Source organism: Synechococcus sp. JA-2-3B'a(2-13) (genome assembly GCF_000013225.1).
GTDB lineage: Bacteria > Cyanobacteriota > Cyanobacteriia > Thermostichales > Thermostichaceae > Thermostichus.
In genome coordinates, this window is the sequence record NC_007776.1 from 2,743,966 (window position 1) to 2,758,909 (window position 14,944).

At 57.1% G+C, this 14,944-nt stretch carries 14 protein-coding genes; 6 read left to right on the forward strand and 8 right to left on the reverse strand.

All coding sequences use genetic code 11. From position 1 onward, the window contains the following. Positions 1 to 27: 27 nt before the first annotated feature. The 6 genes from CYB_RS12650 to CYB_RS12675 form a co-directional block, all read right to left on the reverse strand. The gene (locus CYB_RS12650; protein ID WP_011434204.1) at positions 28 to 1,029 is read right to left on the reverse strand and encodes a zinc-dependent alcohol dehydrogenase family protein; all 1,002 of its coding nucleotides are present in this window, start codon (positions 1,027 to 1,029) and stop codon (positions 28 to 30) included. Between the two features lie 267 nt (positions 1,030 to 1,296). Beyond that, a complete protein-coding gene (locus CYB_RS12655; protein ID WP_011434205.1) occupies positions 1,297 to 2,451 on the reverse strand; it encodes an RNA-guided endonuclease InsQ/TnpB family protein in 1,155 nt (384 codons plus the stop codon). 294 nt (positions 2,452 to 2,745) lie between these two features. Continuing rightward, positions 2,746 to 3,660, reverse strand: coding sequence for a hypothetical protein (locus CYB_RS12660; protein ID WP_011434206.1), 915 nt, complete (start codon positions 3,658 to 3,660; stop codon positions 2,746 to 2,748). 331 nt (positions 3,661 to 3,991) lie between these two features. Next, positions 3,992 to 5,392: an Asp-tRNA(Asn)/Glu-tRNA(Gln) amidotransferase GatCAB subunit A gene (locus tag CYB_RS12665; RefSeq protein WP_011434207.1), complete on the reverse strand. Its 1,401-nt coding sequence runs from the start codon at positions 5,390 to 5,392 to the stop codon at positions 3,992 to 3,994. Beyond that, a complete protein-coding gene (locus tag CYB_RS12670) occupies positions 5,389 to 5,577 on the reverse strand; it encodes a DUF4089 domain-containing protein (protein ID WP_011430915.1) in 189 nt (62 codons plus the stop codon). The genes CYB_RS12665 and CYB_RS12670 overlap by 4 nt, the downstream gene beginning before the upstream one ends. 71 nt (positions 5,578 to 5,648) lie before the next feature. Further along, positions 5,649 to 6,281, reverse strand: a complete 633-nt coding sequence (locus tag CYB_RS12675) for a hemerythrin domain-containing protein (RefSeq protein ID WP_011434208.1) — start codon at positions 6,279 to 6,281, stop codon at positions 5,649 to 5,651. A 210-nt stretch (positions 6,282 to 6,491) separates the two neighbouring features. Between CYB_RS12675 and CYB_RS14590 the strand changes: the two genes are divergently transcribed. Continuing rightward, positions 6,492 to 7,234 (forward strand): IS5-like element ISSoc13 family transposase gene (locus CYB_RS14590; protein ID WP_076611515.1). Its coding sequence is split into 2 segments (ribosomal slippage): positions 6,492 to 6,810 and positions 6,810 to 7,234, totalling 744 coding nucleotides; the frame shifts between segments, so codons are not numbered across the junction. A 14-nt stretch (positions 7,235 to 7,248) separates the two neighbouring features. On the opposite strand, the gene CYB_RS12690 is transcribed toward CYB_RS14590, so the two are convergent. Beyond that, positions 7,249 to 8,115 (reverse strand): tRNA (5-methylaminomethyl-2-thiouridine)(34)-methyltransferase MnmD, encoded by an 867-nt coding sequence (locus CYB_RS12690; RefSeq protein WP_011434209.1) that lies wholly within the window; start codon positions 8,113 to 8,115, stop codon positions 7,249 to 7,251. 124 nt (positions 8,116 to 8,239) lie between these two features. Between CYB_RS12690 and accD the strand changes: the two genes are divergently transcribed. The 3 genes from accD to CYB_RS12705 all read left to right on the forward strand — a co-directional run bounded on the left by accD (position 8,240) and on the right by CYB_RS12705 (position 10,625). Continuing rightward, a complete protein-coding gene (gene accD / locus CYB_RS12695) occupies positions 8,240 to 9,184 on the forward strand; it encodes an acetyl-CoA carboxylase, carboxyltransferase subunit beta (protein ID WP_011434210.1) in 945 nt (314 codons plus the stop codon). A gap of 239 nt (positions 9,185 to 9,423) precedes the next feature. Beyond that, a complete protein-coding gene (locus CYB_RS12700) occupies positions 9,424 to 9,819 on the forward strand; it encodes an STAS domain-containing protein (RefSeq protein WP_238376804.1) in 396 nt (131 codons plus the stop codon). Between the two features lie 101 nt (positions 9,820 to 9,920). Next, positions 9,921 to 10,625, forward strand: coding sequence for a class I SAM-dependent methyltransferase (locus CYB_RS12705; protein WP_011434212.1), 705 nt, complete (start codon positions 9,921 to 9,923; stop codon positions 10,623 to 10,625). 75 nt (positions 10,626 to 10,700) lie between these two features. Here the strand turns inward: CYB_RS12705 and CYB_RS12710 are convergent, their stop codons facing one another. Further along, positions 10,701 to 12,881 carry an NAD-binding protein gene (locus tag CYB_RS12710; protein WP_238376805.1) on the reverse strand — a complete coding sequence of 727 codons (2,181 nt, stop codon included), beginning with the start codon at positions 12,879 to 12,881 and terminating at the stop codon, positions 10,701 to 10,703. 451 nt (positions 12,882 to 13,332) lie between these two features. On the opposite strand from CYB_RS12710, the gene CYB_RS12715 reads away from it, so the two are divergent. Both CYB_RS12715 and CYB_RS15250 read left to right on the forward strand, forming a co-directional pair. Beyond that, positions 13,333 to 14,385, forward strand: coding sequence for a Fe(3+) ABC transporter substrate-binding protein (locus CYB_RS12715; RefSeq protein WP_369791757.1), 1,053 nt, complete (start codon positions 13,333 to 13,335; stop codon positions 14,383 to 14,385). Between the two features lie 173 nt (positions 14,386 to 14,558). Continuing rightward, a complete protein-coding gene (locus CYB_RS15250; protein WP_187147242.1) occupies positions 14,559 to 14,924 on the forward strand; it encodes a hypothetical protein in 366 nt (121 codons plus the stop codon). Positions 14,925 to 14,944 lie beyond the last annotated feature (20 nt).

Genomic DNA, 14,944 nt, shown 5'->3' on the forward strand with positions numbered 1-14,944 from the left:
ATCCTCAACGGGCTTTCTCCAGCATGCCTACTCGGGGATGGTTAAGGCAATTTTGCCCAGAACGGATCCCTGCTCCAGCAACCGGTGGGCGGCAGCCGCTTCGGCCAGAGGAAAGGTGTGGCTGAGCTGGATCCGCAGTTGGCCTTGGTCGATGAGGCGGGCACATTGCCTGAGGATTTCCGCCTGATTTTGTTGGGCGTTGGTCAGGCTTTTCAGCATCGGGGTGAGCATCAGCTCAAATCCCACCCGCAAGTTGCGGTCGCGAGCCACCCGCCAGTCGATCTCTGGGGCCGGGGCCAGCAGGGTGACGATATCTCCGTACACGCGCACTGCGGGGAAGGTCTGCTCCAATAGCTTGCCGCCCAAGGTATCTAGGGCAAGATCCACCCCCTCTCCCCCTGTCCAGTCCAAAACGGCGCGCACAAAGTCTGTCTGCCGGTAGAAGATGGGCAAGCCGGCGCCTAGGGAATGGACAAACTCTGCCTTTTCCGGGGTGCTCACGGTGGTGGCCACTTTGGATCCCCGTAGACGGGCCAGTTGAATGGCCACATGGCCAACTCCACCCGCTCCCCCGTGGATGAGCACACTTTGGCCGGCCTGGAGACGCCCCCGGTCGTAAAGCGCTTCCCAGGCGGTGATCAGCACCAGCGGGGCAGCAGCAGCCTCCGCAAAGCTCAGAGTTCTGGGCTTGGGAGCCACAAAACGCTCGTCCACCACGATCAGCTCGGCGTAATTCCCCGCCTGCCTGCCCAGACCCCCGTGGCAGAAGTACACCTCGTCTCCCACTGTAAAGTGCCTAACTCCGGATCCCACGGCTTCCACAACGCCGGCACCGTCACACCCCAAAATGGCGGGCATCTCCTCTGGATAGAAGGTGCCCCGTTGCCGCAGTTTGGTGTCGATGGGGTTGACGCCGGCTGCCCTCAGACGGATGCGCAGCTCCCGCTCGCCGCGAATTTGGGGCTCAGGTACTTCTCGGAGCTGCAGAACCTCTGGCCCGCCGGGCACACTCATGACTACGGCTTTCATGCGCTCAAGTTGTCAGCTTCAGTTGGGTTGGCCCGCTCAAAGGATGCAGGGTAGAGTTTGTTCTGGTGATGAGAAGATGGGCATCTCCCCATTGGGGTGTTGCTTTGCAACCCTGCGGAGTCTTGCAGCTGCTCTCTAGCCTATTTTAGCTAAACCGCCGAGAAGCCCCGCGCTGTATGCGCAGGGTCAACATACCCACGCAAAACCGAAGCCGTCACCCCACTCCATGAAGCAATAAAAAGGCTAGTAAACTACCCGACACCCGCGCTATGCGCAGGGTGCGGGCTTTATCCCAATCCCTAGCGGCCCCAGAGGACAGCTAAGTTTCGGAATTTCAGGCGAGTTTACAGTCGCCCCAAGGAGAGAGATTACTTGAGCAGCGTTATGGTCAGCATCCCCTTCCCACCCGCAGTGTCCACACTTGAACGACTTACCATTGCGGTAGGACTTACCCCGCTCAGGGTGGATGTGCAGGCATTTGTGGCAGGTCTGACTGGTATAGGCAGGCGGAACCAGTACCACAGGCACCCCAGCAATGGCAGCCTTGTAGGCTACAAACATCCTGAGCTGGTAGAACGCCCAGTTGTTAGTCCTGCGCCGCTCAGCCTTACTTCGAGACTTCTGATTCAGGCAATCTCTGATGCCTGTCAAGTCTTCAAAAGCCAGTGCCGCACCAATAGCCTGGGCATCCCTGACCAAGGTTTTGCTGATGTTATGGTTCAGCCATGTCTGGTAGCGCCGTTCTCTCCCAGAGAGCCTTCTCAGCAGTCTCCTAGAGCTGCGAGTGCGTTTGGATTGAACCTTGGCGCGTACACGGCTGAACCGGTCACGGACGGCCTGGATGTGCTCTCCACTCCAAGAGCGTCCGTTGCTAGCGGTGGCGATATCCCGCCTGCCCAAGTCAACTCCGATTACCTTTGGAGTTTTGCCAGTCGGGGGAGTATCCAGCTCAACAGCAATGTTGATGTAGTAGTCCCCTTGCTTGGTCTTGGACAGAGTAGCGCTGGTGGGCGTTTGCCCCCGCAGGAGCGCTATCTGGTAGCCACCGATCTTGAGTTTGAGCCAGACTCGCCCGCTCAACAGAGTCACACCAACAGTCTGTTCAGACTCTCGGTACCTAAAAGTACGCGCGTCCAAAGTCAGACTGGTGGGGCGAAACTTGTGGACTTGCTTCACCGCCTTGGCATTGCTAATCACCCGACGGAGCGCCTGACAGACGTGGTTGGCTTTCAGCCCCGTTGCTGCCCTTACCGGCCGATAGACCAAGTGGTGCAGCTTAGCGGTGTTCCAGCAGTTCTTTTGTTTGGCGGTATCGAGAATCTGGTTGCAAGCATTCGCAAAGCCCTGCAAAGTGCGGTCAATTTCTTGACGCAACTCTTGTGGGACTATCAGCTTGCAACGTACGGATATAGTCTGGCTCATGGGCTTATTGTAGTTTATCCAGACTTTTGACCAGCAAACCTATATGGAGGAGGGCTTTCCTCCCGACACCACGCCTGCGGCTATGGTGCGGGCCTCCAGCCCGAAAATTTGGTGACTAGTGACTAGTCACTACGCACTACTCTACAGGGCGGTGGGGCATCCCGTCCTTTTCGCGTCAGCGGGACGTAGTCCTTAAGCTCAGGAAATGTCTGAAGCGATAGCAGGGGTCACTGAGAAGCCCGCGCTGTGTGCGTAGCAACCCTGCGGGAAGCTAGCTACAGCGTCGGGAGTATGTCACGCAGCCTGCGACTTCATGGGCTCCGAGCAGGCCAAAATGAACTGAATGAACTGGTCGATCTCCAGCAGAATGTGTTCCGCCTCGGCCAGAGAGGTCGGTACGGTTGCCAGCACCTGGGCATCTACTTCTGCAGCCTGCCCCGCTTCTCGCAAGAGGTTCATCGAGTTATGGCTGAGCAGGAGCTCCAGCTCGTTCAGGGTTACCATGGCCAGCTGCTCCTCGGCTTGATGGAGCTTATTTTGCAAAGTCTGAACTTGTTCGGTTTGCACCTTCAGCCTAGCTTCCGCCTGCTCAGCGCGAGATACAGCCAGTTGTGCAGCTTGCTGGGCCTCATCCCGCTGAGCTTTCAGGAAGGCCATCTCTTGCTCCAATTGTGCCAATCGCTCTTGCAGGCTGTAAATGTGCTGATCCCGGTCTCCCAAAGCTCGCTCCAGCTCGCGATTTCGAGCCTCCATCTGCTGACGAGCTTCGTTCGCTTGGGCCAGCTGTTCCGCCAAGTTTGCCATTTCCTCTTCCATGTTGGTGAGCCGACTCAAGCGTTCCAAAACCTGAGCATTTTCGGCTTCCAGTTTCTCAATCAGCGCTTGAGCGCTCAACAGTTCTGCTTTGGTAGAGTCCAGCTCGCCGCAGACTTGGTCGTAGTTGGCGATTAGCTCGCCAAGCCGGGCCTCTTTGGCTTGCAGTTCTTCTCGCAAGGAGTTCATCCAGCGGTCGCTCTGCTCAATCCGCTGTTGCAAGAGCGGCAGTTGAACCAGAGCTTGTTGGGCAGCACTGAAATAGCCAAGGAGTCGTTTGATGTAGTGCTGTAGGCGGCTGTGGGACTGATCCAATTTGTCGAAGGCTTCGTTGAGAGAGAGATAGGCCTCGCACAGTTTCATGTAGCGCCGAGCCACAGAATCAGGATGATCCATAGGGTTATAGAGTCCAGGTGGGGGTGCCGTGTCTATTTTATGCTGTTCATTCTATTGGCCAAGCCTGGAGAAGGAGGCATTTGATACAACAACTGGGGGCTTAATTTTACTTTAATATCCGGTGCCCCAATCTCTCTTGCGAGCCAAGGCCAAAGAGTCTGCCCAAATCCAGCTTCAGACATTGCCCACGGGCCATACGGAGACTAGAGCTTCTCCCCCAAGGCAATCATTCTCTTGACCGCAAAATGTTTATCTACACATTTAGTGTCTACAAGAGGATGCCCGCGAGTCCTAACGCTAGATACGCTGCAAAAGCAGGGCTCTTCATGGCTCAGACCGGCTGGGCATTGGGGATCCCTAGCTTCTCCAAATAGGCGGCTGCCCGCAGCAGTTTGGCTTCTTGATAGGGGGCGGCCACCAGTTGTACGCCAAAGGGCAGGGATCCGCTCTCGCGCAACGGCACTGAAAGCACCGGCAGGCCGATAAACGAGAGGGGCTGAGTGTAGAGGCCGAGGTTGGGCCGAGTGAGAACCTCTACCCCATCGATCACCATCTTCTCTTGGCCGAGCAAGGGGGCAAAGCAGGGGGTGGTGGGGGCAATGAATAGATCGATCTCCTGAAAAATGGCCTGCACCTGCTGGCGATACCAGCGGCGAAAGCGCTGCGCCTGCAAGATCCAACTGGCAGGCAACAGGGCTCCGGCCAAAAAGCGATCCCGGGTGGCCGGGTCAAAGTCGTGGGGGCGAGTTCGCAGGTTGGGCAAGTGCAGGTTGGCTCCCTCAGCAGCCGTGATCAGGAAGGCGGCGGCACGGGCGCGCTGGGCTTCCGGGATCCGCACAGTCTGGCGGGCCCCCAGGGCTTGGGCCACCTTTTCTACCCCGGCCAAGATGGGGGGCTCTGCCCCTCGGGCAAAGTAATCATCCGCCACCGCGATGCGCAAGCCCTCGATCCCCTGCCCCAATTGCCCAAAGGTGGGATCTACAGGACGCCGGGTACAGACGGGATCTTGGGGATCCGGCCCTTGCATGACATCGAAGCTGAGGGCAATATCGGCCACCGAACGGGCCAAGGGGCCCACGTGGTCAAAGCTGGCGGCAAACAGAGCCACCCCTGCCCGCGACAGACGGCCATAGGTGGGCTTGAGGCCGTAGACGCCACACAAAGAGGCCGGTACCCGAATCGAGCCGTTGGTGTCGCTGCCCAGGGCAAGGGGCACCAAACCTCCTGCCACCGCTGCTGCCGAGCCGCCGGAGGATCCCCCCGCACTGCGGTTGAGATCGTGGGGGTTGTGGGTGGGGCCGTAGTGGCTGTTTTCGGTGACGAAGCCGTAGGCGTACTCGTCCATGTTGAGGGTGCCCACCAAGATTGCCCCTGCCTGCTTGAGACGAGCCGCCACCGTTGCATCTTGGATGGCCGGGGGATTCTCGCGGTTGATCGCCGAGCCAGCCAGGGTGGTGAGGCCGGCCACGTCAAATAAGTTCTTGACGGCAAAAGGCACCCCTGCCAACGGGCCTACAGGGATCCCTTGAGCCACCTGTCGATCCACCTGCTCCGCCGCTTGTAAGGCCGATTCCTCCAAGACAGCTGTAAAGGCATTGAGCTGGGGATCCCGCCGGCGAATCCGCTCCAGACAGGCGGCCACCACCGCTTGGGCGCTCACGGATCCCTGGCGGACAGCCCTGGCAATAGAGACCGCGTCGGCGCTGCCGAGAAGATGGGGATCCCCGGTCATGGCTGAGGGTCAAAGGTGGGATCTGGCTCAACTATCGGCGGCAACGGGAACTCCAGCACCTGTTGAGCAATGGGCAGAAAGCGGGCAAAATTTTCGATCACCCCTGCTCGGTGTTCAGGATGCAGGGGCAGTTGCAGCAGTTGGGCCATTTGATCGACGTAGGTTTCGGGATCCCAGGGCTGCATGGTTTTGGGGTCAGGGAGCCGATTGCAGCAAAAATACCACCACTAGCCTCCAACAACAAGACCGTCGTCGACTAGGGAGCGGACATTTGCACAGTGTTGCCCTGCAGCGACCAGAGACGCTCGTTGGGCAAGACAGGGCGGGTTATCGCCTGCCGTTCCAGCTCATTCAAAGCAACGCGACGGCTATGTGCAGAGCGATTGGAAGCAGCGCTGGCTTGCAGGCGTTTGCGGAACAGACGCAACTGCTGCTGCTCTGCTTCGGGAGAAACATGCTGGGCAAAGAGGGGATGCAAGATTTTCTCCTCCTGATCAAACTGAGCCCGCAATTGCCGATAGAAGTGAAGGGCAGCAGAAGGATCCACCTGCTGCGGGGTGCGCTCTGATTGGTGCAAAAAGCGCGTCAGCTCTGGAATCTGATCCCGCAGATGTTGCTCCAGCCGCTCAATTTGGTCGCTAAGGTGGGGATCCCCCTGGAGAGCCGACCTGAGCAGGGGGTAGAGAACATGGCGCTCCAGTTGAATGTGGCGGGAGAGGCGCTGTCGCAACCTTTGTACACAGAGGCGTCGCTGCTCCAGATCCAACTCCGGCGCTCGAGACAGGCGAGTCAAAAACTGCAGGATGACGCGGTGCTGTTCAGCACAGAGGGCGATCAGCGTACCGGCAGAGGTTGCTCGCGTCAGCGGGAGGGACTCCTCAGAAGACATGGCAGTTGACAGCAGAGAAGTTTCATCTCAGCTTAACTTTGTCAAGAAATGATGGCCTGCGTAAGGGTACGGGAATAGCGCAGGTGTCTTGGATACACTCGGGCAGCAATCCTGGGAAAAGTTGTCCAGATCTGAACTCCGGCAACGCCACTCTCTAGGTCGTGTTGATCTTATGTTAGGATAGAGAGAATAGTTTATAGAGGAAAGAGGATGAAGTTGGTTTTTTTAGATGAAAACAAATGGCAGAAGATATTGGCTTTTTTACAGACAGAAGAGAGAGTTAACATTGGGAAAGAAGCAAACTGCAAACAGTTTATTGAAGCAGTTCTTTGGATAGCCCGTTCCGGTGCTCCTTGGCGCTACCTCCCAGAAGGATATGGCAAATGGTACACCATCTATCAAAGATTCCACCGGTGGAGTCGTTTTGGAGTGTGGGAACGGATGTTCAAGTATTTTATTGACGACCCTGATTTAGAGCATCTCATTATTGATTCAACCATGGTTCGAGCGCACTCCTGTGCTGCCGGAAAAAAGGGGAGCAAGCTTTGGGGAGAAGCCGAGGGGGATACAGCACCAAGATTCATGTGAGTGTAGATGGGTTGGGAAATCCGCTGGAATTGAGAATAACTGGCGGAGAAAAGAGCGATATTACTCAAGGGGAAGAATTGATAGAGGGCTGGCAGAGAAAGGATACCAAAGTAATTGGGGATAAAGGATATGATGCGGATAAGTTGATTGAGAAGATAGGGGAAGCTCAAGCGGTTATTCCGCCTAAAAGGAATAGAAAGACGCAGCGGCATTATGACAAGCATCTGTATAAAGAGAGGCATTTAATCGAATGCTTTTTTCATAAGTTAAAGCAGTACCGGCATCTATTTTCTCGTTTTGACAAATTGGCCAGGAACTTCTTGAGTTTTCTCTATCTCGTCAGTGCTCTCTTTTGGCTCAAATGAAAGATCAACACAACCTAGGCTTGCACAGGCCAGCGGCGTTTCCAAGCAGAAGTGGGCTCCAAAGGGGATCCCTGCTGTTCCCGTTGGCGTTGCAGACGGATTTGCGCTCTATCTCCTTTCAAGGTGGGATCCCGGTAGGGCACGGCAGCGCGAGTTTTCAGGTGCTCCCACTCCATGGGGGAAAGAGGCGGCAGGTGGTCAGGTTGGGGCGAGGCCACTGTCCCCGGCCAAGGACGACCTACCGGGGGGGTAGAGCCGATGAAAAGCCCTGCTTCCAACAGAGCCGCTCGCACCGCCGCTGCACAGGAATAGGTGGCCAAAATGCCGGTTGGTCGCATCCGTTCAGCCACGGCCCGCAGGAAATCCACCGTCCACAGCTCTGGGCAAACCGAAGGGGAGAAGGGATCCAAAAACACCGCATCTGCCCATCCCAACGGCACCTGCATTAGAGTTTGGCGGGCATCGCCCCACAGCAGCGTTCCGCGCCAGCGCTCCGATTGCCAGGATCCCTGTTCAATCCAGTGTTGCCATTCTTGCCCAAAGCTCCAGTCGGATCCCACCCCCGCCTGCCAAGCCTGGCGAGGCACTTCCGGGGATCGCTCTAGGCCGATTACTTCTACAGAACAGTGGGGCCGGATTTGCCAAATGGTTTCTAGGGCAAGGCCGGAGTTGTAGCCCAAGCCAAAGCAAATATCCAAAAGGCAAATGGGCTGGGCGGGATCCCGCTCCAAAGGCAGCCGATCCAGCCGGCAAGGGCGGACAAACTTCTCCAAAGCCTCCTGGGCGGCACCACTGACGTTGTGAAAAGCCTGTCCAAACTCTTCCGAGAAAAAGGTCAGGGATCCATCCCCTGTGGTCAGCACCTGCCACCGAGTCTCCATTGCCTGCTGTTGTCTCTATTTTCAGTTGGGCGATTCTTTGATAGCTTGAGAACGTTGAGATGTGTTTCGCAGCTCACCGGCAGGGCTCTCAACATCCCTGAGTAGGGAGGATATTTCAACAGCTATGTCTCTACTGGATTGGTTTGCGGAGCGGCGCAGACAAACCTCTCTGAACCTGACAGGTAGCAGCCCCTTCGACAAAGAGCGTCAGGTGAGAGAAATTGCCGATGGCCTCTGGCAAAAGTGTCCTGCCTGTGACACCCTGACCTACACAAAGGATCTGCAGCAAAACTGGCAAGTTTGCCCCAGCTGTGGGCATCACCACCGCATTACAGCCCCAGAGCGTCTGGAACAGCTTTTGGATCCCGGATCCTGGCAGCCCCTGGACGAACACCTGGCTCCCACGGATCCCCTGCACTTTTTCGACCAAAAGCCCTACTCCGAGCGCTTGGCCACCTACCAGGAGCGCACCCAGCTCAAGGATGCCGTCCTGACAGGGCTGGGAAGCCTGGAAGGGATCCCGGTGGCGATTGGAGTGATGGACTTTCGCTTCATGGGCGGCAGCATGGGCTCGGTGGTAGGCGAGAAGATCGCCCGCCTCACGGAACGGGCCACCTGCGATCACCTGCCCTTGATCCTCTTTTCGGCTTCGGGGGGAGCCCGCATGCAGGAAGGGATCCTCAGCCTGATGCAGATGGCCAAAACCTCAGCCGCCCTACAAAGGCACCGCGACGCCAGACAATTGTTCATCTCCGTGCTCACCCATCCCACCTATGGCGGGGTAACTGCCAGCTTTGCCATGCTGGGAGATTTGATCCTGGCCGAGCCAGGCGTGCAGGTGGGGTTTGCCGGGCCGAATGTAATCGAGCAAACCATTGGCAAGGGCAAGCTTCCCGAAGGCTTCCAAACCGCCGAATATTTGCTGGCCCAAGGGCTCATCGACGCGATTGTGCCCCGCACCGAGTTGCGCAAGCGCCTGGCCCAGTTGCTCTCCATGCACCGTCCCCGTTTGCACATGTCCCTTCCCTCCATAGACTCGGAGGCTTTAACCCTGCAGCCCATGCTGTAGGTAGATCTGGCTGGAACCTGAGATGGGTGGCCGAGGCCGGATCCCTTCCCTGCGGGGGATGGAGTTCCTGCTAAGCTCTGGGGCGGCTCTTACTTCATGGGTTTACACGGCTTCCCTCTGGCTTGTTGGGAGAGGAGCTGGGGGCGAGAGGGCAGATGTTTTTGGAGGGAGCCGCGCTGTCCCTGGGGATCTTCACAAGATTTCCTGGTGGGCGGTAGCGGATGGTGTTAAGGTGGGGCATGAGGTCTTCACTGGAAACGATGGATTTCAAGCTGCGCATCCGTACTGCTGAGACTCCGCAAGGGCAAAAACTGGCAATTGTGCCCCTGGAAGGTCGTTTTGACGCCAAGGCCGCCTCAGAAGTTCGGCAATTGCTCCAGCAGGTTTTAGATTTCGGTTACACCAATATGTTGATCGATATGTCGTCGGTCACTTTTATGGACAGCTCTGGGCTGGGGGTGTTGATCTCTGCTTTGCGCAAGTGCCGTGCTGCTGGGGGCAACCTCAGCCTCTGTTGCGTGCCGGAAAATGTGGCCCTCGTCCTCAACCTCACCTCTATGGAAAAGGTATTGACCTGCTTTAGCGACCTGGAGACCGGCATTGCCAACTTTTCCAGCGCTCCCACTGCTCGTTAGGCCGACATTAGGCCTTACTTTTGGGGATCCCCCGATGCTCTTTTCAGCCCATCAGCGAATTCTGGTGATCCCTCTAGCAATTTTCTCAACAATCTTCAGCCATGCCCCAGACCGGCCTCGATACCTTTCAGCTTCTCTACCAGCACCACCGTGGCCCCAGCTTCTGCGAGCGCATGCTGGCAACAGCTCCTGGGCGCTTTAACGAGGCGTTTTGGCAGTTCTGGCAGATGCACATCGAGCCCTGTCTGCCTCCTGCACCGCGCTTGTTGGATCTGGGAACCGGGCCGGGGTTTGCTCTGGGTCAGTGGGCGCAACGCTATCCCGGAGGACACTTCATCGGGGTGGATGTGATGCCCTACATGTTGGAGCGAGCGGCGGCAGATTTGAAGGGGATCCCTGGAATCCAGCTGCTGCAGGCCGACCTGCACGACCCTCACTTGCCGCTTGCGGCCAACAGCATCGATGCAGCTCAGGCAGTGGTGGTGTTGCACGAGATGGTGCAGCCCTTGCGCTTGTTGCAGGAGGTGTTGCGTCTGCTCAAGCCGGGGGGGCGATTTTTGCTGGTGGATTGGGTGCGCGCCCCGCTCAGCCTCTACTTCGATGCCGATACAGAGGCCCAACTCTTCCAGTCGGACACGCCTTTGGAAACGCTGCTGGATCAGTTTACCCACTTCTACGAGCACAATCGCTTCAGCGCCGAAGACCTGGCGTGGTTGTTGGAGAGGGTGGGTTTTGCGGTGGTGGCTCAGCAGCTCTACAACCAAAATCGCTTTGTGCGACTTGCAGCCGAAAAGCCTATCTCCTGAATGTCCAACTGCCCATAACGAGATGTTTTGGACTACGGAGTGCAGAATAGACCAATAAACAGAACAGTGTCCAAATCAATTCAGATTACTCTCGCTGTTTTCGTTCATGGCTGCAGGGATCCAATGGGCAGGCTGCGCCTGGGCAAACACCTGCACTTCAGTGCTCATTTTGCGCAGTTGGCGGGCCAACTTGATCGCCTTGTCACGGGGAAGGGGCGGGCTCACCACCGCCGGCAGACAGCCCAATAGGGGTTTCAGGGCCGTCTTGGGCAGGCGTGCGTAGAACGATAAAGCCGAGAGGATCTCATCTTCAAAATAGGGGTTGCGATACTCTAGGAGGCGCACCTGATACAGCTCTGGGGGAAGAGGCCGTCCTTGGGTTAAGCGAATCAGGGATCCCACCGTTCCCATCACATAGAGTTGATCGCCTTCTTTCAACAGGGTCTTGCCCTCTTTTTGCCAGATCTTGGGAAAAACACAGGGTTTCCCCGGTCGGGAGCGATGCAGCAAGATCACCAGGTCATAGTCCTGGGCCAGTTGGCGCAAGGATAGCCCCAGGTAGTGGCAATCGGCCGAGACCTCCAGCAGCGTCACCAGCAGAGTTTCCCCCTGCCAAGCCAGGGTGCCGTAGACGGATCCCACCAGTGCTGCGGTGGCAAAAGCCCGTGCCCCCAGCCCGGTAGCGCTGTAGCTGATCCCCAGGGTCTGCATGTGGCGCTGCATGCGAGCCGCCAATTCGGGATCGGTAACCCGCAAAATGGTGCGGATCCCCGGCTGCAGGCTGTGGGCCGTCAGGGCCGTCTCCAGGTTGGTGAGATCGTCAGGGGTGGTGCAGATCAGGCAGCGGCTGCCTTGAATGCGAGCCTGCTGCAGCGTGCTTGCCAGGGCATAATCCCCACGAACCACCACCGCTCCCTCCCGTTCCGCTGCCTCCAAGAGAGGGTTCTCGCTATTGGGATCCACCACCACCACCTCGTAGCCCATCTGCCGCAACAACTGCAGCACCAAATAGCTCAGCCGCCCCAACCCTGCGATCACCACATGATCCTCTTTGGGCATACGGGCAGCCCGACCCAAGCCAAAGCGACTGCTCACCAATTTGTCGGTCACCAAGCCGTAAATCAACCCCACCAGGGCAGCCCCCACCAAGGTCATCATCACCGCCAGCACCTTCACCCCCAGCGGTGTTTCCGGCTGTTGAAAAGCCTCAATATCCCCGTAGCCCCCTGTCAGCACCACGATCGTCAGCAAAAGCCCATCGATGAGGGGTTTGCCGATCATCCTGAAGTTGATCACCCCCAGCACCAGCATGGCCCCCAAGGTGAAGGTGAGGGTGCGCACGATGGGCTTGACCTGTAGGAGTCCCTGCACTCCTCTGCGCAGCCAAGACCCAAGGGATCCCCGCCCCAACGACCTGCCTTGCCGTTGTTGTCGCTTGTCCTGCATCTGGCCGCTGGCCCAGCGCTGTGCCCGTGAGGAGCCCCGTCGCCCGTTGCGTTCCAACAGTTGCAGGTAGGCTCTGGGATCGCAAATGACCAAAACGCGATCCCCCTCCAGCAGCTCTGCCTCGTGGTCAAAGTCGTCGAAAACTCGCTGTTTGGAAAAGTCAGAAAGCCCATCCACCGGGTAATGAAACAGCACCCGCGCCCCAAAAGTTTCCTCCAGCTCCGAGAGGGGCATATGCAGCAGGCGGGAGTTGTATCCGATGGTCAGCTCTACCACGTTCCAGAGGGTGGTCTCTCGGTCTGAGACAAAGTAAGCCGGATCTGCCAGCTCTGGCGGAAGCGTGGCCGGCTGGGCTTCCAGCTGGGGCAGCTCAAAGTAGCCAACAAATTCGTCGGAAACGGCCTTAAGGGCAAAAGCCGGGGCAGCCAAAGCCGCCACCGATAGGGAAAAATGCTGCGGCAAAGCCGAGTCGAGATAGCGGGCAAGGCTGTGGTTGAACAGACGGGAGACGACACGCACCTGTGGATTGAGATCTCGAATCAGCAAAGCCAGCTCAAAGTTGGCTTGGTCATCGTCCTCCAGCAGCAGCGCCACCTTGACCCGCTCGATCCCAGCCCGCTGCAACACCCCCGGCTGGCGGGGATCCGCCTGTAGGTATTGCCACTGCTCTTCCAAATGAGGGGGCAGATCGGGAGCAACTACTACAGCGCGATGTCCAAAAGCTTCTAGGGCTTGGAGAGTGAGCTCCACCAAATCGTTGTAGCCGCAGACCAGGATAGAGACACCTGGATCCCTGCTATTCTCTTGCACCTGTGCATGAGGCGATCTCGAAAGGGAGCTCACCATAGCTCTGTCATCTACCCTGCTCCCTTTATACCCGAAGCCTCTTCAGCTTTCGCGAGTGCTGTCAATACCGCTGACCGCAAAGCCCTGGGTAGAGACCCGTTGCTCAACAAGACCGGCTGCGTTGCTGGCCATCTCAGGCGCTGTCGAGGACAAGGGGAAGCCACCCAGTTTCATCCCAAAGGGTGAGAAGTGAGAACAACTCCCAAGAGCTTGACCTGGTACTTGAGATCTCCTATCATTGCCTCAAGGCAAAGTTCTTGAATAAAAGTCTCAATAAGGTTGGCCCAAGATAAGAGCCAACAGAGTGAGGCTTGCGGGGACTGTCTTTGTCCTTTGGGCTTGGCTTTCCGGTGCTTTCTCAGAGAGAGCCTGGCCGGTGGAGCTGTGTCTCTTGAGATGTTTTTGAACTTAGGAGTTGGGTATGCGCTTATCGCGACGGCAATTTGTCAGTGGAGCCACGCTGGGTTCTGCGGCTCTGGCAGCAGGGTCTCTTCTGCGTCCGGCCCATGGCGCCAATCGGGAAGTGAACCTCTACACCTCGCGACACTACAGCACAGACGAGAAATTGTACGAACTTTTCCAGCAGAAAACGGGCATTACCGTGAATTGGGTGCAGGGCAAAGCCGATGAGATCATCGAGCGCATCCGCAGCGAGGGATCCAACAGCCCCGCCGACATCTTCATGACGGTGGATGTTGCCCGGTTGTGGCGGGCTCAGAACGAGGGCTGGTTTCAACCCATCCAGTCGGAGACGCTCTCCAAAAATATTCCCGAGTCTCTGCGGGATCCAGAGGGGTACTGGTTTGGCCTCACCAAGCGGGCGCGGGTGATCATGTACAACAAAGACAAGGTGGATCCCAAGGAGTTGTCCACCTATGAGGACTTGGCAAACCCCAAATGGCGGGGCAAGGTGCTCACCCGCTCCTCCAGCAACGTTTACAGCCAATCCTTGACGGCTTCGATCATCTTGGCCCACGGGATCCCGGAAACGGAGCAATGGGCCCGAGGCTTGGTGGCCAACTTTGCCCGTCCGCCGGAAGGGGGAGACATAGATCAGATCAAGGCCGTGGCCGCCGGGGTGGGAGACGTGGCTTTGGCCAACACCTACTATTTGCCGCGTTTGATCAAATCCGACAATCCAGAAGAGCGCGCCGTAGCCGAGAAAATCGGCGTCTTCTTCCCCAACCAGCAGGATCGTGGCACCCACGTCAACATCAGCGGGGCCGGCATTCTGAAAACAGCTCCCAACAAAGAAGCGGCCATCCAATTTTTGGAGTTTCTCTCCGGGCCAGAGGCGCAGGCCATTTTTGCCCAGAGCAACAATGAGTACCCGGTACTGCCTGGGGCTGAGATCGACTCGTTGGTGGCCAGCTTTGGCACCTTTAAGGAAGATACGATCAACGCTGCCAGCATTGGCCGCGTCACCCCTGATGCCCTAAAGGTAATGGATCGGGCCGGTTGGAAGTAGATCAGGCCTCCAGGACAGGCCCTGAGTGCAGCCTTTCATTGCTTGACGCCGTGAACGTTAAGCAGCTTGACGGTTCTTGGCCAAGCGTCGATACTCTAGGACGGCGTTGCTTCCGTTCGAGGCCGCTCAGGCGTCCTGTCTTTCTTTTTCAAAAGCTTCTGGAGGTTTGCCAAATGAAACAACTGCGAACAGCAGGCTTGTTCTTGCTCCTGCTTTCTTTAGCTTCTTTCTACACCAATAGCCCGGCAAAGGCAATTGAAAACCTTCCCGAAAAGGCTCCTGTTCCAAAGCGGGATCTGCTTTTGAACACAGAAAACAAAGAAGAAGTATTTGACATTATGTCGATCCCCAATTATCCCCACGACAAGCCCGAGGGGTTGGCCATTCTCAACTCAACTACCCTAGCGATAGTTAACGACGACGACTTTGGCATCGTCTCGGAAAAGGGCGCGGTTCAAGAAAAAACTATGCCTTACCTTGGTAACAAGCAAGACGAGAACATCGTTTATTTCGTTAAGCTGCCCAAGAGCTTGTTTTGAGAGAAAACTTGGTTGGGGAT